Source organism: Sorangium sp. So ce204 (genome assembly GCF_051526795.1).
GTDB lineage: Bacteria > Myxococcota_A > Polyangia > Polyangiales > Polyangiaceae > Sorangium > Sorangium cellulosum_B.
In genome coordinates this window covers 3734108-3751098 of record NZ_CP150317.1, presented here as the reverse complement: position 1 = coordinate 3751098, position 16991 = coordinate 3734108, and the positions used below count along the sequence as shown (strand labels likewise).

The window sequence follows — 16991 nt, the reverse complement described above, 5'->3', positions numbered from 1 at the left end:
TGCTGCGGCATTGCGTTCCGCGTCGTCGAATTATCACGGTCCGTGGCGACGGGTGCGCACGACGCTCGGGCGACCCGACAAGCCGAGCGCGGGAGGCGCGCCCGGCAGGCGCGGCGTCTGGCCCGAGCGGCCCCATCGGGCCCTCCCGAACGGGACGATCGAGCCGAGGCGCACCGAGAAGAAGCCGTCCTCGAACGTGATCGAGTGGACCTCGCTCCACAGGGGCGTCGAAGCGTCGCGCTCGTCGTAAAGGGCGAACACGACATCGAGTTCCTCGTCACGGCAAGCTCCCGTCGGCTCCGATGAGCCCTCCTCGCATCCGCACCTTGGGTGAGGTCGACGTCCCCTGGTTCTGCGTCGGCTGCCCGAGCGTGAACACCATGCGGTAGCGCGAGCTCCTCGCGACCTCGCCAGCGGTCACCGTCTCGGTCACCCCGACGCGCCTGGGCGTCTGCCCGCTGCCGCCGTGCCCGCCGCCACCGTGCCCATCGCCGCCCTGCCCGCCGCCGCCCTGCCCGCCGCCGCTCCACCCCCCATCGCCGTCCACGGTGCCGCCGTCCGCGGCGACGCCGCAGCTGCAGCTGCACCCGGGGAAGAGCGCAGAGCTCACCACGATCGCCCCGAGCCAGGCCGAAAAGCGCAGTCCGCGATTCACTGAGTCCTCCAGACCGACGGCAGGTCGAGCGAAAGGACCATTGGATGAGCGGCGGCGATCGGCGTCAAGCGAGGACGCCGGCGCCGCAGCGGGACGCGCCGCGCGAGCGGCGCGCAGCAGCGGCGCCGTGCGGGCGCGGCCCCGTGAAGCGGTGTGGACAGGCGGCGGCGCGCGCGCTATGCGGCCGCGTGAGCCGCGCTGGCAAAGAGAAGGAGCGAGAGGGGGAGAAGCTCATCGTGCGCAACAAGCGCGCGACGTTCGACTACACCCTCGACGATCGGTTCGAGGCAGGGTTGGTGCTGCTCGGCAGCGAGGTGAAGATGCTCCGCGACGGCGCGGCCGAGCTCACCGACAGCTGGTGCGCCATCGAGAACGGGGAGGCGTTCCTGAAGGGGGTCAACATCCCCGTGATGCCCGGCGCCGCCTTCGGGCACGAGGCGAAGCGCCCGCGCAAGCTGCTGCTGCACGAGAGCGAGATCGAGGCGATCCGCAAGAGCGTGGAGCGGGAGGGCATGACCGTGATCGCGACCCGCCTCTACTTCAAGAACGGGCGCGTGAAGGCCGAGATCGCCCTCGCGAAGGGGAAGAAGACCGTCGACAAGCGCGAGAGCCTGAAAGAGAAGGACGCCACCCGCGAAGCCCGCGCGGCGATGGAGCGGGCCCGCGGCGGCGCCGCCCGCGCGCGGAGCGCCGGGCTGCGGAGGCCGGAATGACGTCGCACCTCACCTGGTCCAAGGGCGGCGAGGCAGAGCTCGTCGAGATCGACGGAGATCGCGTGCGGCTCCACTCGACCGCCTCCTCGGCGCCCGGAGCGCGCGTGGAGGGCTCGCTGCAAGCGACGGGGACGGCGATCCGGGTGAAGGTCGCCCGGTGCCGCCTGCGCACACCCACCGAGCCCAGCGACGCGGCGCCCGGTGAGCGCACCTACGAGCTCGAAGGCCGGCTCATCGATGCGACGCGCGAGGTCCGCGCCGAGCTGGCGCGGCTCGTCGTCGGCGAACGCACGGGCTGAGCCACGACGATCCGTCCAGCAGCGAACGCCCAGGCTGTTCTGCAGCGGCAGCGCGGCGCGGCTCGTCCGGCGGCGGGTGTTGCGATGGCTCAGCGCGACCCATACGCTGGCTTTCTATGAAAATTACGTCGCGCCCTCGTGTAATTCTGCGCCGCTGCTCGACGTATGACGTTGCGAAGATCCGCGGCATCGTGCGCAGCGGTCTCGAAGAGCTCTCGCTGCGCCCGCACGGCCGGACGCTCATCAAGCCCAACGTCGTCGCGTCGGGCGCGCACTTTCCGCACGCGTACACGCGGCCCGAGTTCGTCGAGGGGGTGATCGGCGCGCTCAAGGATCGCGACGACGGGCGCGTGCGAGAGCTCGCCGTCGGGGAGCGGTGCGGCATCACGCTCCCGACCCGCATGACGTACGAGAGCGCCGGCTATTACCCGATGTTCCGCCGGACCGGGGTCAAGCACTACCACTTCGAGGAAGAGCAGCAGGTCGAGATCCCGCTCACGCACGAGGGCCGCCTGCGCGACTACGTGTTCACGCCGGAGCCCGTCGCGAAGGCCGACTTCTTCGTGAACTGCCCCAAGTTCAAGTCGCACCCCTGGACCACCGTGACCTTCTCGATGAAGAACTACATCGGGATCCAGGACGATCGGCACAGGCTCATCGATCACGATCACCGGCTGAACGAGAAGGTCGCCGATCTCCAGTACATCGTGCAGCCGCAGTTCATCGCGATCGACGCCATCACCGCGGGCGAGGGGCGGATGCTCACGCCCTCGCCGTTCGACCTGGGCCTCATCATCATGGGGAACAACCAGGTCGCGTTCGACTCGGTCTGCTGCCAGATCATCGGCGTCGATCCGAGGAGCGTCGAGCACATCCGCCTGGCGTCGGAGCGCGGCTTCGGCCCGATGGACCTCGGCGAGATCGAGATCACGGGGGACGTGACGCTCGAGGAGGCGAAGCACAAGGCCAAGGGGTTCAAGGTGGGCCTCGTCCGCGTCGAGAAGTACTTCGAGGGCACGAACATCACGGCCTACGCGGGCTCGCCGCCCGAGCCCGAGCGCACCGACTACTGCTGGGGCGGCTGTCCAGGGGCCATCGAGGAGGCGATCGAGATCCTGCGCGAGTACGACAAGGAGTGCGACGCGAAGATGCCGCGGATGCACGTCGTGTTCGGCGCCTACGAGGGCCCCATCGACGCAAAGCCGGGCGAGAAGGTGATCTTCATCGGCGACTGCGCGACGTACAAAGGGAAGATCGGCGATCAGCTGGTCAGCATCGAGAGCCTGTACCGGGAGCGGAGCGCGCGGGACCCCTACACCGCGAAGCACGATGACGTCCTCGCGAAGATGGTGAAGGTGACGACCAAGCTCGCGATGGCCCGGAACGAGACCACCCTCCGGCTCGAGGGCTGCCCCGTGAGCGTGGCGGAGCAGGTGCTCACGCTGGTCACGCTGGGCAAGACGAAGAACCCGTACTTCGCCCCCGACCAGCTGCTCGACTTCAACAAGGCGTACGTCGCCTGGCGCGGGGCTTCGCTCGCGAAGCGGATCGCCGGCAAGCCCTACCAGGTCCACGGTGCCTGCCCGCGCGGCGACGCGGCGCCCGAGCTCCCGTCCGAGCCGCCTAGCTCGCAGGCCGCAGAGTGAGATCGAAGAGGACGTCGAGCTCGTCCCGCACCTTGAAGGCGCCGAGCGGCCCCTTGACCTCGCGGACGCCGAGCGCGGCCATCGACAGCTGACAGGTGCCCGTCACCCCGATCGCGCCGTCGCCGCGATCGCGCGAGGAGAGCCGCGCCACCAGCGAGGCGCTCCCCGAGGCGACCTGGACGCGCACCTCGGCGCGGTCACGCGTGGCCCCCGAGGCGCGCACCGCCACGATCTCGGTCCCCGCGAGCACCTCGCCGCGCAGGCGCCGCTCGATGTCGCCGCGATCTCCCGCGGAGAGCACGTCGGGATCGACGCGATCGCCGCGCAGGACCCCCGCGACGGAGAGCTTGGCCACGGGGACCTCGAGCTCGGCGGTCCACGACTCGCCGTCGAGCCGCACCCGACCGCGCAGCTCGGACGCCGTGATCTCGAGGTCGTGCGCGAGGCGCGCGAGCATCCCTACGGCTCGGGTGTGGATCGTCAGGCGGGACGCGTTCGGATCGAGGTGCAGCTCGCTCATCGGATGGAGCTCCTTTTCATCATCATGCAAGGGCGCGCCGGTCAGCGACGCTTGGAGCGGCGGGGGCCGTCGGGCACGAGCACGTAACGGCTCGACGACGGCTCGGGCTGCCGGAGGAGCTCGGCTCGGAGCAGCGCCTCCGCGAGCCGCGCCTCGATGACCTCGTCCGTGACGCCTGGCTCGAGGGTCACCACCGCGGCCTGGATGTCGCGCGCCAGGGCGTCGAACTCCGCGCTGTCGAAGGCGTAGATGTCGTCGGGGAACAGGAGAGCGAGCGGCTTCCGCTCCACGGCCGTGTTCGTCAGCGCCGCCAGGTCGCTCTCGACGATGAGCATGACGCGAGCCCGCAGGCACATCCCCCTGCAGCGCGTCGCCAGCGCCTCGGACGAGCCGACGAGCAGGACCGATCGAGGCGCGTTGACCGCCTTGGTGGCCTCGTCGTCCCCGTGCTCCTGAGTCATTCCCCGAAGAGTACGTGAACGAGCGGATGAAGCCATCCCTCTTGCGCCGCTCACGCCATCGTCGTGAACGTCAAGCAGCCGGTCGGGGCAAGGCGAGCCGAGCCGCCGCGGCCCGGCCCAGCCCACACACGATTCCCTCACCATTCCCTGCAGCGAGCCGCCGCGACGAGCGCGAGGACGAGGGCGCTCGACGCGAGGAGGGCGACGCTCGCGGGCTGCCCGAGCCCGAGCGGCGAAGGGCCGCCGAGGAGGTTGACGGCGTTGCCCCGGGGCAACAGTGCGCCGATCACCCCGGCCGAGCCACCGAGCAGGAGATCGGCCGCGAGCGGCACGAAGCGGCCGAGGCCACGCCGGAAAAAGGTCGCACCGAGCGAGAACCAGCCAGCGTAGGCGGCTCCGGTGAGCGCGCCGATCCACCCACTGACGAGCATGTCTCGGACGAACGGCGCAGCGCCGGGACGATGAGCGACGGCGACGACGACGACGGCGAGCAGCGCTCCCACGAGGGCGGAAGCGAGGGCCGTGGCCAGGGCGATGCCGAGCGCGACATGGTGGGACGAGGCGCCGAAGCGGGCCGCCGGCCAGGCCGCGTCGCGCAGCGTGGTGCGATCGGCGGCGTCGGCGGCGAGGGCGAAGATCGTGAGCGGCGTGGCGAGGCGGAACGTGGAGAGCAGCGCCCGGTCCACGGCCCCGGAAGACCCGAACGCGATCTCGATGACCGCGGCCGCGAGCGCGAGCGCGGCGCCGAGCCCGAACGAAAGCAGCGGACGCCGCGCGCGGAGGCGGCTCAGGGTCATCTCCATCCCGAGGCGGACGCCCGTCAGCGCGCGCCCGCCCCGCTCGGCCCCCCCTTCCGCGGGAGGAAGCGGCCGCGCTGCGGCGCTCGATGCACTCTCACCCACCATCGTGGCGTCCTGTCTCCGTGGCGTGCGGCGAACCGTCGGCCCCCGGCGGGTCGGCCCCGATCCGTCGCCCGGCAGCGGCATCGCCGTGCGCCGACAGCGGCACACCAGCGGGCGCTGCCGGGCCGAGCGGCGCCGGCGCGTCGAACGCCGCCACCGCAAACGGCCCCTCGGGCGCGCCCGGCAGCGGGGCAGCGCCCTCGATCGCGGGTGCGCCGAAGGGCCGGCTCGAGCGAGCGGCGGCGAGGTGCAGCGCGGTCGCCGCCCGCACGTCGTGCATCGACGGGGGCGGCGAGGAGATCGCGAGGAGCGTGACGTCCTCCCTCGCGGCCGCATCCAGGATCGCGAGCGCTGCCGCCTCCCTGTCCGCGGCCCGGATCCGCAGCGTCGACGACGCCTCCGCCGGCCCCTGCTCCCACGCGCCCGCGCGCACGGCGGGAGCGCTCGCGAGCGCCGCGGCGAGCGCGCGAGCGCCGGGCGCGCCGGGCGCGCGCTCGTGCACGAGCACGTGGATCTCGACCTCGGGCCGCCCCGCGCCCGGCGGGTCCGCGCCCGGGGCAGCGGCGAGGCGCTCGCCGGCGCCGGGCTCCGTCCGCGCGATGACGCCGCGATCGAGCACGTGGATGCGGTCGGCGAGGGCGCTCGCGTCGACGGTCGAGGACGTGACGAGCACGACGCAGGCGGAAGCTGCAGCGAGGGCGCGCAGGCGCTCTCGGACCGGCTCCGGAGACGGCACGGCGACGTCGGCGAACGGCTCGACGAGGCAGAGCAGGAGCGGCCGCGGCACCCCGAGGGCGAGCGACAGCTCGACCGCCCTGGCCTCGGAGAAGCTCAGCGAGGCCGCGCGGCGGGTGAGGAGCGGCGCGAGGCCGAGCGGCTCGAGGAGCGCCGCGGCGCCGCTCGCGGGCGCGCCGCGGGCCCGGAGCGCGACCGACATGCACGACGCCACCGACGCGCCGTCGGGCAGCTCCGGGGCGGCGGCCAGGACGCCGATCCGCGCCCGCGTCGCCGCGCTCCGGCGCGGGTCGCGCCCCGCCACGAGGGCGCGGCCGGCGAGGGGGGCCGCGCGCCCTGCGAGCACCTCCGCGAGGGCGAGCGTCCCGTCCTCCGGGGCGCCGAGCACCGCGTGCACGCCCGGGCCGAGCGCCAAGGACAGGCCCGAGAGGCCCCCTCGAGGGCGCCCCTCTTCGCCGGCGCCGTCGCGCGCGCGCACGCCCTCGAGCACCACGACAGGATCGCCCGGGCTCATCCTGCAGGGCCTCCCGCCGAGCGGGCCGCGAAGGAGAGGAACGCGCCGAGCGCTCCAGGGATCGACCACCTCGAGTCGCCGGCGAGATCGGCGAGCCCCCAGGGGACGAGGGTCAGCACCAGGAACAGGGCGCGCCCTCGCGCCCCGGCGACGCGGCCGCTCGCCGAGGCGAGGCCGCCGAGCGTCACACCGGAGACCACGCCGAACAGGGCGAGCGCGGCGCCGTACGCGAGGTGCCGGAGGCCGAGCAGCAGCGAGCCGGAGAGGAGCGCCGCGAGCACCGAGAGCGCGGCCAGCGGGAGCGCGACGACGCGCCCGACCTCGAGCATCGCGGCGAGGCTGCGCACGCCGTGGAGCGAGGCCCGCGAGATCCCCCGCGCGGCGGCGAGCGCCTCGATGCCGTCGCGGCGGTCGGCCCCGGGGCGATCGTGCGCCGCGGCGAGGGCGATCGGGCCGGCGGCCGCCCACGCGAGCCCGCGCGCCGCGGAGCCGAGCAGCGCCTCCAGCGAGGTCGTCCCGTCGTCCAGCCGGAGCACGAGCGCCATGACGCCGCACCCCAGCGAGACGAGCGCCGCCATGGTGAGGCCGAGCCGCCCGCCGCGCGCGCCGCGGAGCCGCGCGCAGCCGAGCGCGACGGCCGCGCGCAGCGAGCGGCGCGCGGCCGCGCGCCGCCGCGCGGGATCGTCCGGACGCTTGCTCGTCGCGTCGCGCGGTTCGGGGTCGTGCGGGCGGGTCATCGGAGGGAGCGTGCGGACGGCGCAGCGGCGACGCGCGCTGCTAGCGCTGCCCTTCCAGGCGCCCGGGCGCAAGGCGAATGTGCCACGGGCCGGAGCGCGCCGCCGGAATGTGGTGCCGCCGCGCGCCAGCGCCACCCGTCGCGACGCCGAGGGGCCTCAGTCGTACGAGAGCCCGCGGCGGCCCTTGTGCTTGCGCTTGCGCTCCTTGTCGGCGACGCCGATCTTGCCCCACTCGTAGGTGATTCGACGGCGGAAGGCGCCCAGCGCGTCGCCGCCGTACAGGAAGAGCTCGCGCGGCGAGTCCGCCTCGCCGATCGTGGGCTCCCAGAGATCCGACGGGACGAACGTGAGCAGCGCCGGCGCGCTCATGCGCATCCGGGCGATGAGGAGCCCGCACGTCGTCCCGTCGCCCGGGCGCGACCGCTTCGCGCGCTTGGCGCGGCTACGCGGCGCCCCGTTCACCCCGGCCGGCCGCGCGCAGCCGCCGCCGAGCACGAGCTCCTCGTTGCCCCGCGGGTGCCAGGTCCACATGCGCTCCACGCTGAACGCCCCCTCGGCCGACCCCGCCCGGGGCGCGTTGCGCACCTCCTCCGGCGCGAGCGCCGCGAGCTGCGCCGCCGCGCGCGCGTCGACGAGCGGCTCCAGCCGGAGCGGGCGATCGCGCGTCACCTCGAGCACCACCTCGAAGCTGTTCACCTCGCCGGCACAGCAGCGGACGCCGACCTCGGGGCGGCGCGTGTCCGGCTTGGCGCCGCGCCCGTGGGCGCATCGCCCCACGAGCTCGCCCGTCGGGCCGTTGCCTCCGCGCAGGGTGACGAGCCCCGGCTTGCCGCTGCCCCGCTGCCATTGGCTCGAGGTCCAGGTCCATACGCCGCCATGGAGATCGTGCACCCCGAACGCGCTCACGCACCCGGCGTTCACCCCGTTGGGCGTCAGGACCCGGCTCTGCCCGGTCGCGCAGACCTGCGCCTTGTACGTGTCGCCGTACTCGTACGTGGTGTTGTCCGGCCCCTTGCAGGCCCGCTCGATCTCGAGCTCCGTGCAGAGGCGCTTGCCCTGCGCCTCGCACAGCGCGCGCGCCTCGTCCTGCGCGATGTTCGTGGTCGGGATCGCGCCGACCTCGTTGGGGTACGAGAAGATGTCGATGTAGAAGCCGTGCATCACGACCTGCGCGCCCGCCATCTCCTCGTCGGCGATGCGCGGCAGCCGGTCCGGCGGCGTGCCCGCGATGAGCACGCCCTTCGGGATCCACGCCATGCCGGGGCGCGGCTCCGGCTCGGTCTGGCTCACGTCCCAGGGCGGGGCGGCGTCGAGATCGGCGTCCGTGCCCGACGGGGCGCCGCCGCGATCGCAGCCGGGAGAGGCCGCGAGGAGGCCGGCGAGCGAGGCGGCGGCGGCGAGGGCCTTCCCCCCCGGCGCGCGGACGGAGCGATGCTCGCCGAGGCCCACGGGCTCACTCGGCGTCGCGCTCGCGGAGGTTCAGCTCCTTCATCTTGAGCTGGAGCCCCTTGCGCGAGATCTTGAGGAGCCGCGCGGCGTGGGTGACGTTGCCGTGCGTCTGCTTGAGGGCGCGCTCGATGAGGTCGCGCTCGAGCTTGCTCATCGCCGCCTTCACCTGCTCCTTGAGGCCGTCGGGCGTCGACGGCGCGGCGGAGGTGTCCGCGGCGGCGGCCGCGAGCGGCAGCGACGCGCCGGGCAGAGGCGTGGCGCCGCCGCGGATCTCCTCCGGCAGGTCGTCGAGGCGGATGCGCGCGCCGTCGGCGAAGAGCAGCGCCCGCTCGACGACGTTCTCGAGCTCGCGGATGTTCCCCGGCCAGGCGTGCGAGGCCAGGCGCTCGAGCGCCTCGGGCTCGATGCTCTCGATGCTCTTCTTGAGGCGCGCGTTGAACTTCGCGACGAAGTGGGTGCAGAGGTGGGGGATGTCGCTCCTCCGGTCGCGCAGCGCGGGGAGCGCGATCGGGACGACGTTGAGCCGATAGAAGAGGTCTTCCCGGAACGTGCCCGCCGCGATCTCCCGCTTGAGGTCGCGGTTCGTGGCGGCGACGAGCCGGACGTCGACGTGGATGGTCTTGATGCCCCCGACCCGCTCGAACTCGCTCTCCTGCAGGACGCGCAGGAGCTTCACCTGCATCTCGTTCGGGATCTCGCCGATCTCGTCGAGGAAGAGCGTGCCGCCGGAGGCGAGCTCGAAGCGCCCCGGCTTGGAGCCGACCGCGCCGGTGAAGGCCCCGCGCTCGTAGCCGAAGAGCTCCGACTCCATGAGGTCCTTCGGGATGGCCGCGCAGTTGACCTTGATGAACGGCCGGTCGCGACGGCCGGAGTTCTCGTGCAGCGCCCGCGCGACGAGCTCCTTCCCGGTGCCGCTCTCGCCGCTGATGAGCACCGTGGTCGGCGTGTCGGCGACCCGCTCGAGGATCGCGTAGAGCTCCTGGATGGGCGGGCTCTCGCCGATGATGCCGAACCGGTCAGAGCCCCCCCGGGGCTGCGCCGCGGAGACGTCCCGCGTCGCGTCCGCGCTCGCGAGATCGCGGGTGCGGAGGGCCTTCTTCACGACGACGCGCACCTCGTTCTGATCGAACGGCTTCGTGATGTAGTCGAACGCGCCCGTCTTGAGCGCCTCGACGGCGTTGTCGACGGTCCCGTGCGCCGTGAGCAGCACCACAGGCCGCGACGGGTCGTCGCGGAGCGCGGCGCGGAGCAGGTCCATGCCGTCGACCTTGGGCATCCGGAGATCGGTGATGACCAGATCGATGTGGTGCTCCTTCAGGAACGCGAGCCCCTCCTCGCCGTCTTCCGCGGTGTGGACCTCGTAGCCATCCCGGCCGAGCTGGGCGCTGAGGACCCGCCGGAGGTTCGCCTCGTCATCCACGACGAGGATCTGCTTCTTTTCGGGGAGCATCACCGGGCGAGACTAGCAGAACCGGAAACCAAGCAAGCGCCGGGACCGTCCCTCGACGATCCTGCCGGCCGGTCGGCCACCCACGCGCCGCGCGGGCGCGCCGGCGGCGTTCCCCGCCCCGCTCCCGCGGCCGCCGCCTCGCTCTGGACTCCCATGCCGTCCCCCGGCCGTCGCTTCGCTCGGGGCTCCTGTCCCGCTCCCCTGGCCGCCCCTTCGCTCGGCGCTCGCCACGCCGGTCGGCAGGCCGAACGCATTGCCTCGAGGTCCGCAACTATTCCTTTTTCTCGCTGCCGGCGAAGCGGATCAGTATGCTGCGGCCACTTCTCGGAGGGCGGCTCGGATGCGTGTGCTTCGGACTTGGCTGGTCGGTCTCGGCGCGGGGATATTCCTCGCCGCGGGGTTGGCCTTAGCAGGAGATCCGGCCATCGAATACCCCGAGTGCTACCGCACGGCGACCCCCGCCGACCTGGAAGGCGCCAAGGGGGCGCACAAGGCCGCCACCCAGTTTTACGAGCGCGCTGACTACGATCGCGCCATCCAGTACTGGAAGGACGCTTACCAGCTCGACTGCTCGGCGCACGGCGTGCTGATCAACATCGCCAACGCCTACGAGAAGAAGGGCGAGCGGGCCGAGGCGGTCACGGCGCTGGAGACCTACCTGGCCCGCACGCCGGACGCGAGCGACGCGCAGACGATCCAGGACAAGATCCAGAACCTCAAGAACGCCCTCCGGCCGGCGCCGAGCGCCAGCGCGAGCGCGTCCGCGTCCGCGCCGGCGGTGCTCCCGACGGCCCCCACCGCCTCGGCGGTCCCGGATCGCCCCAGGGAGGAGCCTCCGCCGCAGCCTCCTTACGGCTATTCGCCGTGGGTCGCGACGGGCGCCGGGGTCGTCACGCTGCTGGTCGGCGGGATCCTCACCTCGAGCGGCTTCGCGGACATCAGCGCCGCCGAGGATCGTTGCCCGTCGCGCAAGGGCTGTACGGAGGAGGTGGCCGAGAAGGGCAATCAGGGGCGCACGCACGCGACGGTCGGCGGCGTGCTGCTCGGGTTGGGCGCCGCCGGCGTCGCCGGTGGCCTCATCTGGGAGCTCGGGTTCAACCAGCCCTGGCCGAGCAAGCTCCAGCTGACGCCGGTCGCTGGACCGGGCGCGGCCGGGCTCGGCATGACCGGCCGCTTCTAGGGCTGGCGACCTGGCGCCGGGCGCGACGGCGACGGGGTCGGGCGCCCCGGCCGCGCGGGACGGCGGGGAGGCAGAGGCTGGCAAGCGAGCGCCTCCTCGCGAGCGAGCGCTCACCGGCGCATCGTCTACTCTCCTGTCGTGCATCTCAGCTCCTACGCCCGCTCGCCCCTGACACGGCGCCGTCTGCGCAGGATCGCGCTCCCCTGCGCGCTGCTCGCCGCGCTGACGGGCACGATGACGGCGGTGCTCGCCGATGGCGACGCCGCTGCGCCCGCGATCTCGCGGGTCGGCCGTCTCCTCGTGCCCACGGCCGTCGCGGCGCTCGCCGATCCCTCCGCGCCACCCAGCGTCGCGATCCTCGCGACGCCTCCGGGGGCGGCCCGGACCACGCTCCACATCGCGCCGATCGGCGGAGCCAAGGCCGGTCCCGCGCTCGCCGCGCTCCGGCACCTGAGCGACGCCGTGGTCCGCGCCCGCGTCGTCCCGCGAACGCGGCTCGTTGTCGCGACCGCCGAGACGAGCCCGTCCAGCGACCGCTCGTTCAACGCGAGCCTCTTCCGGATCCAGCCGGGCGCAGAGCCCGTCGCGCTCTGCGACGGCGTGGTCCACGCGAGCCGCCCGCTCGTCACCGCCGAGGGGCGCGTCTTCGTCTCGCGCGGCGTCGCCGGCCCGGAGCGGCAGCCCAACAACAACCCCACCCAGATCCGGGTCGACGCGCTCACCATCGACGAGGTCGACCTCGCCACCGGCGCGATCCGCACCGTGCACCGGCACACCGGCCACCTCGCCTTCCTCGCCGGCGCGTGGAACGGCGAGCTCGTCCTCTACCGCGTCTCCCCGGCGTCGGCCGACATCGTCCTCGTGGACCCCGACTCCGGCGCGACGCGGGTGATCGCCCCGTCGATCCCGCCGTTCGCGCGCGATTTCTCGATCGACGCCGCGGCGGGCGCGCTCGTGTTCCAGGAGCGGCACGAGACCGACCCGGGCCTGTGGGTCATCGATCGGATCGATCTCGCCCGGGGCAAGCGCACCCGGCTCGGGGCGAGCGCGAGCCACGGCCTCGCCCCGTACGCCTGGCCGGGCGGCGGGCTCGCGTACACGCCCGAGCGCGCCACCGGCTTGTCCGTCGTCGGCGCGCGCGCCGCGATCCGCAGCCCGCTCGGGCCCGGCATCGACGCCATCCAGGCCGTCTCGCAGGACGCGGCGTGGGTGGCGGCGCTGCACACGAACCCGTCCGCGTTCGCCGTCCCCTTCGCGATCCGGGTGGAGAGCGGCGAGGTCGCCACGATCCCTGCGCCACCCGGAGCGCGCATCGCGGTCGCCGGCTTCACCGTCGCGAAGGAGGAGCCGTGACGGGCCGCCTTCTCTTGATCCCGGCGGCGCTCTCCGCGGCCGCGCTGCTCGCGCCGGCCGCGCGCGCCGCGTACTGCCCCTGCTTCACGGCGTCGAGCGCGTACAACGATCGCGGCTGCGCGATCGAGGCCGTGCCCGGGATCAACCCCTCCGTCGCGGAGTGGAACGCCATCTTCGATCGCGTCTCGCGGGGCCCCGAGGCCTGGGGCGACGCCGGTCCGCCGGCCTTCAACCTCGGTCAGGGCTGCGATCTGCCCGAGGCGCGGCGCAACGTTCCCGCCACGTTCCCCTGCGAGCTGCTCAAGGCGATCGCCATGCAGGAGTCGGGGTGGCAGCAGTTCTGCGCGCCGGACCGGCCCATGGATCAGGTGGGGGAGAGCTCGCGGACGATCATCTCCTTCGACTGCGGCTACGGCGCCTCGCAGATCACGAGCGGCATGCGGCGCGGCGACAGCCCGGATTTCGATCCTCGCCGCGTGGCCGCGGAGCCGACCTACAACGCGGCCACCGGCACCCAGATCCTGGCCGCGAAGTGGAGGGCCACGCGCTGCGTCGGCGACCGGCAACCCGCGTTCATCGAGCACTGGTACAGCGCCGTGTGGGCCTACAACGGGCTGGCGTACGTCAACAACCCGAACAACCCCAACTACGATGCGGGCCGCGGCGTCTACGACCCGGCGATCGGCGGCGCCGTTCCGTACCAGGAGCGGGTGTTCGGCTGGATGGAGCACACCGGGGGGCGCTGGGAGAGGACCGAGGTCGCCTACCCTGACCTGGGCGAGATCGGCGGCACAGGCGCGCCGCCCGCGCTCTCCGATCCCCGCTGCGCGTCGCCGACCGACTGCACGCGCAAACGTCCCCTCCATCTCACGCGCTGCGCGGACGACGGCGGCGAGACGGGCAGCGGCGGCGAGACGGGCAGTGGCGGCGAGACGGGCGGCGGCGCAGGCAGCGGCGGCAGCGCAGGCGGCGGCGGCGGTGAAGGCGGGAGCGGCGGCGCAGGCAGCGGCGGCAGCGCAGGCGGCGGCGGCGGTGAAGGCGGGAGCGGCGGCGCAGGCAGCGGCGGCAGCGCAGGCGGCGGCGGCGGTGAAGGCGGGAGCGGCGGCGCAGGCAGCGGCGGCGATGAAGGCGGCGGCACGGGCGGCCGCGGCGGCGCAAGCGGGAGCGGCGACGATGCCGGTGACGCCGGCGGCGCGCCGATCGCGACCACAGGCCACGGAGGCGCTGGAGCCCCGCTGGGCAACGACGACGACCACGACGGCGAGACGACGGTCGGCATCTACGGCCGATGCTCCTGCGACGCGCCCGGGAACGGCGCGGCCGCGGGCGTGGCGTCCTGGCTCTCGCTCGGCGCCGGGGCGCTCGCGGTCGCATGGCGCCGGAGGCTTCCGAGGCGACGCCGCGCCGACTAACCTCGACATCCATGCCGCCTTCGCTGGGATCCGAGCACATCGCGGCGTGGGCTGCCCGGCGCGGCCTCGCCTTCACCGCGCGCCCCGACGAGACCTGGTTCCGCCGCTGGGAGCCCTACGACACGATCGCGCCGCCCTCCGCGTACCTCTCCGCGTGCACGTGGACGGCGAACCCCGGGCACGCGGTGATCGCCGAGCCCTGGTATGCCGAGGGCGAAGCCGAGCCCCTCGAGCGGACGCTGCTCGGCTTCGCGGCGCACCCGGCGCTCCAGCGCCGCGCCTCGATGCGCGTCGGCGAGCATTTCCTGACGCGCGTCGCCTTCATCGAGAGCGCTCCCCCACCCCGGGTCACCCTCGACGATGCGCTCTGGGACGCCCACGTGACGACCTTCGCCGCCTCCCAGCGCGAGGCCGCAGGCGCGTTCCACCCGCGGCTGCGCAAGCTCCTCGCCCGCCGCGGTTTCCAGGGGCACCTCGAGCTCCGCCCTGGCGGCCTCGTGGTCCACTGCGCCGGCCTGCAGCCCATCCCGGAGCACTACGAGCGGCTGCTCGGCGTCGTACGCGAGCTCGTCAGCGCGGCGATCCCGCACGCCTGAGCGCGAACGAACGCGGCGATCGCGACGCCCGCGAGCCCCCGCGGGGGCGGGGCCGGCCAGGCCCGCCGACCAGCCCCGCCGACCAGCCCTGTCGACGCGTCCGCCGCGCCGTTCTAGGCTCAGAGGCCATGGCCAAGGTCCTGGTCGTCGAGGATGAGCCGGCCATCGCCGAGTCGATCGCCTACTTCCTGCGCCGCGACGGGTTCGCGGCCACCGTCGCCACCACGCTCGCGGCCGCGGAGCGGGAGATCGACAAGGCCGACCTCATCATCCTCGATCTCATGCTCCCCGACGGCAGCGGCTTCGACCTGATCGGGCAGGCCCGGCGGAGCGCGGCGCGCGCCGCGATCATCGTCCTGTCGAGCCGCGACAGCGAGGCCGACCGCGTCGCCGCGCTCGAGACCGGCGCCGACGACTACGTGACCAAGCCGTTCTCCCCCCGGGAGATCGTGGCGCGGGTGCGGGCCGTCCTGCGCCGCGCCGCGCGGCCCTCGCCGTTGGCCGGCGCGCCGGCGCCGCTGCCGCTCGTGGTCGACGAAGCCACGCGGCGCGCGTACGTGAGCGGCCAGAAGGTCGACCTCACCCGCGTCGAGTTCGATCTGCTCGCCTGCATGCTGGCGGCGCCGGGAAGGGTCTTCACGCGCGCGCAGCTCATCGATCGCGTCTGGGGCGACGGGTTCGCGATCACCGACCGGACCATCGACTCGCACGTGAAGGGGCTCCGGAAGAAGGTCGTCGAGGCCGGCGGCGACGCCGACCTCATCGAGACGGTGCGCGGCGTCGGCTACCGCGTCGCGGACAAGCCGGGCCCCGCGGAAGGCGGCGGTTGACGCGTGCTGCGCCTCGTCGTCACCGCGGCGGCGGCGGTCTCGCTCATCCTGCTCGTCGCGCTGTTCGCCTCCCGCCTCGTCCGCGCCCGCACGGCGGGGATGAGCATCCGGATGCAGATCTTCATCGCGCTCGGCGGCATCGTCGGCGCGTTCGCGTTCGGGCTCGGGCTGCTCGTCATCGATCGCATCGAGGCGCGCGCGACGCTGCTCGCCGAGGGCAGCGCGCGCGACGAGGCGGCCGCGTTCGCCGCCGTGGCCGCGATGGAGATGGAGGTGCGCGGCGTCGATCTCGCGGCGGTGCGCGCGCTCGACGGCGAGGCCGAGGGCCCGACCGCCCAGAGCATCGCGCTGCTCGATCCCGAGGGCCGCGTGCTCCGGGCGCGCGGCGCCTCGCCGGGCGAGCCAGGGACCGTCTTCGTGACCGCGCCCATCCAGGTCCGCGGCCAGCGCGTCGGCAGCGTGCAGGTCGTGAAGCCGACCATCGTGGTGCAGCGGATGGTCGCCGACTTCGCCCCGCCGATCCTCGTGCTCAGCACGGTGCTCGGCGCCGCGGCGGCGATCTCGTCGTTCCTGATCGGCCGCACCATCGCGACGCCGATCGAGGCGCTCACCGAGTTCGCGGTGCGCGTGAGCGAGGGCGAGGTGCGCGCGGCGACGCCGCCGGCGCAGGGCCGCGAGGTCCAGCGGCTGACGCGCGCCATCGACTCGATGCGGCGCCAGATCGAGGGCCGCCCCTTCGTCGAGACGTTCGCCGCGGATCTCTCGCACGAGCTCAAGAACCCCGTCGCCGCGATCCGCGCGAGCGCCGAGGTGCTCTCCGAGGGCGCGCTCGACGACGCCGAGGAGGCCGCCCGCTTCGTCGCGCGCATCCGCGAGGCGACCACGCGCATCGAGGCGCTCCTCGGGGAGCTGCTGTCGCTCGCGCGCCTCGAGGCGCGCGGCGTGGAGCACGCCGCCGTGGTCGACCTTGTCGCGATCGCAGAGGCCGCCGCGGCGCGGGCGCGAGAGCGCGGCAGCCGCGTCGAGCTCGACGCGCCGAGCTCGGCGACGGTGCGCGGCGACGAGCAGTGGCTGTCGCGCGCCCTCGACAACCTGCTCGACAACGCGCGCACGCACGGCGACGCCGCGGCCCCCGTCCAGATCGCCGTGTCTCGCGTGGGCGGACAGGTCGCGATCTCGATCCGCAACCGCGGCGAGATCGGGCGGCACGTCGCGGGCCGCCTCTTCCGCCGCTTCGTGACGACCCGCGCCGACCGGGGCGGCACCGGCCTGGGCCTCGCGATCGTCAAGGCGATCGCCGAGGCCCACAGCGGCTCGGCCGAGTGCACCCACCGCGGGCCGCCCGAGGTCGAGTTCAAGCTCTCGCTGCCGGGGGCCTGATCCTGTGAAAGGGTGAGCTCTCTCGCCACGCCGCCCCTCCCCGGCGGCCCTCTTGGTTTCCGGGAGGTTTCCTCGGTTTGACAGCGCGCCGGATCGGTGGTGCGAAGGCGCCGCGGTGGTCGTCGGGCGAGCGGGCTGGAGCGCTCGCGCACCCGTCAG

Annotated in this window: 18 protein-coding genes; 9 read left to right on the top strand and 9 right to left on the bottom strand. The window is 74.0% G+C overall.

The features are described from left to right. Window positions 1–33: 33 nt before the first annotated feature. Together WMF22_RS14135 and WMF22_RS14130 are read right to left on the bottom strand one after the other, a co-directional pair. Window positions 34–261: a hypothetical protein gene (locus tag WMF22_RS14135; RefSeq protein WP_438036063.1), complete on the bottom strand. Its 228-nt coding sequence runs from the start codon at window positions 259–261 to the stop codon at window positions 34–36. A 16-nt stretch (window positions 262–277) separates the two neighbouring features. Then, window positions 278–655: a hypothetical protein gene (locus tag WMF22_RS14130; RefSeq protein WP_437299607.1), complete on the bottom strand. Its 378-nt coding sequence runs from the start codon at window positions 653–655 to the stop codon at window positions 278–280. Window positions 656–843: 188 nt separating this feature from the next. On the opposite strand from WMF22_RS14130, the gene smpB reads away from it, so the two are divergent. From smpB to WMF22_RS14115, 3 genes are all read left to right on the top strand, one after another. Next, window positions 844–1368 (top strand): SsrA-binding protein SmpB, encoded by a 525-nt coding sequence (gene smpB, locus WMF22_RS14125; RefSeq protein ID WP_044968393.1) that lies wholly within the window; start codon window positions 844–846, stop codon window positions 1366–1368. Continuing rightward, window positions 1365–1667: a hypothetical protein gene (locus WMF22_RS14120; protein ID WP_437299606.1), complete on the top strand. Its 303-nt coding sequence runs from the start codon at window positions 1365–1367 to the stop codon at window positions 1665–1667. Before smpB ends, WMF22_RS14120 begins: the two co-directional genes overlap by 4 nt. Before the next feature lie 191 nt (window positions 1668–1858). After that, complete coding sequence (locus WMF22_RS14115) at window positions 1859–3313, top strand: DUF362 domain-containing protein (RefSeq protein ID WP_437299605.1); 1455 nt, start codon at window positions 1859–1861, stop codon at window positions 3311–3313. Here WMF22_RS14115 and WMF22_RS14110 read toward each other — a convergent pair. From WMF22_RS14110 to WMF22_RS14080, 7 genes are all read right to left on the bottom strand, one after another. Then, on the bottom strand, window positions 3291–3833 hold the full coding sequence (locus tag WMF22_RS14110; protein ID WP_438036062.1) for a hypothetical protein: 543 nt from the start codon (window positions 3831–3833) through the stop codon (window positions 3291–3293). The two genes, WMF22_RS14115 and WMF22_RS14110, sit on opposite strands and share 23 nt — an antisense overlap. A gap of 41 nt (window positions 3834–3874) precedes the next feature. Beyond that, window positions 3875–4294 (bottom strand): hypothetical protein, encoded by a 420-nt coding sequence (locus WMF22_RS14105; RefSeq protein WP_157906649.1) that lies wholly within the window; start codon window positions 4292–4294, stop codon window positions 3875–3877. Window positions 4295–4431: 137 nt separating this feature from the next. Next, window positions 4432–5199 carry a hypothetical protein gene (locus WMF22_RS14100; protein WP_438036061.1) on the bottom strand — a complete coding sequence of 256 codons (768 nt, stop codon included), beginning with the start codon at window positions 5197–5199 and terminating at the stop codon, window positions 4432–4434. Beyond that, complete coding sequence (locus tag WMF22_RS14095) at window positions 5189–6445, bottom strand: ABC transporter ATP-binding protein (protein ID WP_438036060.1); 1257 nt, start codon at window positions 6443–6445, stop codon at window positions 5189–5191. Before WMF22_RS14095 ends, WMF22_RS14100 begins: the two co-directional genes overlap by 11 nt. After that, on the bottom strand, window positions 6442–7182 hold the full coding sequence (locus WMF22_RS14090; protein ID WP_438036059.1) for a hypothetical protein: 741 nt from the start codon (window positions 7180–7182) through the stop codon (window positions 6442–6444). Before WMF22_RS14090 ends, WMF22_RS14095 begins: the two co-directional genes overlap by 4 nt. A gap of 156 nt (window positions 7183–7338) precedes the next feature. Continuing rightward, window positions 7339–8631, bottom strand: coding sequence for a formylglycine-generating enzyme family protein (locus WMF22_RS14085; protein WP_438036058.1), 1293 nt, complete (start codon window positions 8629–8631; stop codon window positions 7339–7341). Window positions 8632–8635: 4 nt separating this feature from the next. Continuing rightward, window positions 8636–10081: a sigma-54-dependent transcriptional regulator gene (locus WMF22_RS14080; protein ID WP_437301561.1), complete on the bottom strand. Its 1446-nt coding sequence runs from the start codon at window positions 10079–10081 to the stop codon at window positions 8636–8638. A 340-nt stretch (window positions 10082–10421) separates the two neighbouring features. Between WMF22_RS14080 and WMF22_RS14075 the strand changes: the two genes are divergently transcribed. From WMF22_RS14075 to WMF22_RS14050, 6 genes are all read left to right on the top strand, one after another. Further along, window positions 10422–11261 carry a tetratricopeptide repeat protein gene (locus tag WMF22_RS14075; protein ID WP_438036057.1) on the top strand — a complete coding sequence of 280 codons (840 nt, stop codon included), beginning with the start codon at window positions 10422–10424 and terminating at the stop codon, window positions 11259–11261. Window positions 11262–11399: 138 nt separating this feature from the next. Further along, a complete protein-coding gene (locus WMF22_RS14070; RefSeq protein WP_437299598.1) occupies window positions 11400–12614 on the top strand; it encodes a hypothetical protein in 1215 nt (404 codons plus the stop codon). Continuing rightward, the gene (locus tag WMF22_RS14065; protein ID WP_438036056.1) at window positions 12611–14026 is read left to right on the top strand and encodes a hypothetical protein; all 1416 of its coding nucleotides are present in this window, start codon (window positions 12611–12613) and stop codon (window positions 14024–14026) included. The genes WMF22_RS14070 and WMF22_RS14065 overlap by 4 nt, the downstream gene beginning before the upstream one ends. Before the next feature lie 11 nt (window positions 14027–14037). Beyond that, window positions 14038–14622, top strand: coding sequence for a hypothetical protein (locus tag WMF22_RS14060; RefSeq protein ID WP_437299596.1), 585 nt, complete (start codon window positions 14038–14040; stop codon window positions 14620–14622). Between the two features lie 128 nt (window positions 14623–14750). Further along, window positions 14751–15452, top strand: a complete 702-nt coding sequence (locus WMF22_RS14055) for a winged helix-turn-helix domain-containing protein (RefSeq protein WP_437299595.1) — start codon at window positions 14751–14753, stop codon at window positions 15450–15452. A gap of 3 nt (window positions 15453–15455) precedes the next feature. Next, window positions 15456–16832, top strand: a complete 1377-nt coding sequence (locus WMF22_RS14050) for a histidine kinase dimerization/phospho-acceptor domain-containing protein (protein WP_437299594.1) — start codon at window positions 15456–15458, stop codon at window positions 16830–16832. The last annotated feature ends 159 nt before the right edge of the window (window positions 16833–16991 follow it).

Coding starts and splice junctions, on each gene's coding strand:
- WMF22_RS14075 (WP_438036057.1), top strand. CDS start 10,422: ATGCGTGTGCTTCGGACTTGGCTGGTCGGTCTCGGCGCGGGGATATTC.
- WMF22_RS14080 (WP_437301561.1), bottom strand. CDS start 10,081: ATGCTCCCCGAAAAGAAGCAGATCCTCGTCGTGGATGACGAGGCGAAC.
- WMF22_RS14060 (WP_437299596.1), top strand. CDS start 14,038: ATGCCGCCTTCGCTGGGATCCGAGCACATCGCGGCGTGGGCTGCCCGG.
- WMF22_RS14110 (WP_438036062.1), bottom strand. CDS start 3,833: ATGAGCGAGCTGCACCTCGATCCGAACGCGTCCCGCCTGACGATCCAC.
- WMF22_RS14055 (WP_437299595.1), top strand. CDS start 14,751: ATGGCCAAGGTCCTGGTCGTCGAGGATGAGCCGGCCATCGCCGAGTCG.
- WMF22_RS14095 (WP_438036060.1), bottom strand. CDS start 6,445: ATGAGCCCGGGCGATCCTGTCGTGGTGCTCGAGGGCGTGCGCGCGCGC.
- WMF22_RS14105 (WP_157906649.1), bottom strand. CDS start 4,294: ATGACTCAGGAGCACGGGGACGACGAGGCCACCAAGGCGGTCAACGCG.
- WMF22_RS14120 (WP_437299606.1), top strand. CDS start 1,365: ATGACGTCGCACCTCACCTGGTCCAAGGGCGGCGAGGCAGAGCTCGTC.
- WMF22_RS14090 (WP_438036059.1), bottom strand. CDS start 7,182: ATGACCCGCCCGCACGACCCCGAACCGCGCGACGCGACGAGCAAGCGT.
- WMF22_RS14100 (WP_438036061.1), bottom strand. CDS start 5,199: ATGGTGGGTGAGAGTGCATCGAGCGCCGCAGCGCGGCCGCTTCCTCCC.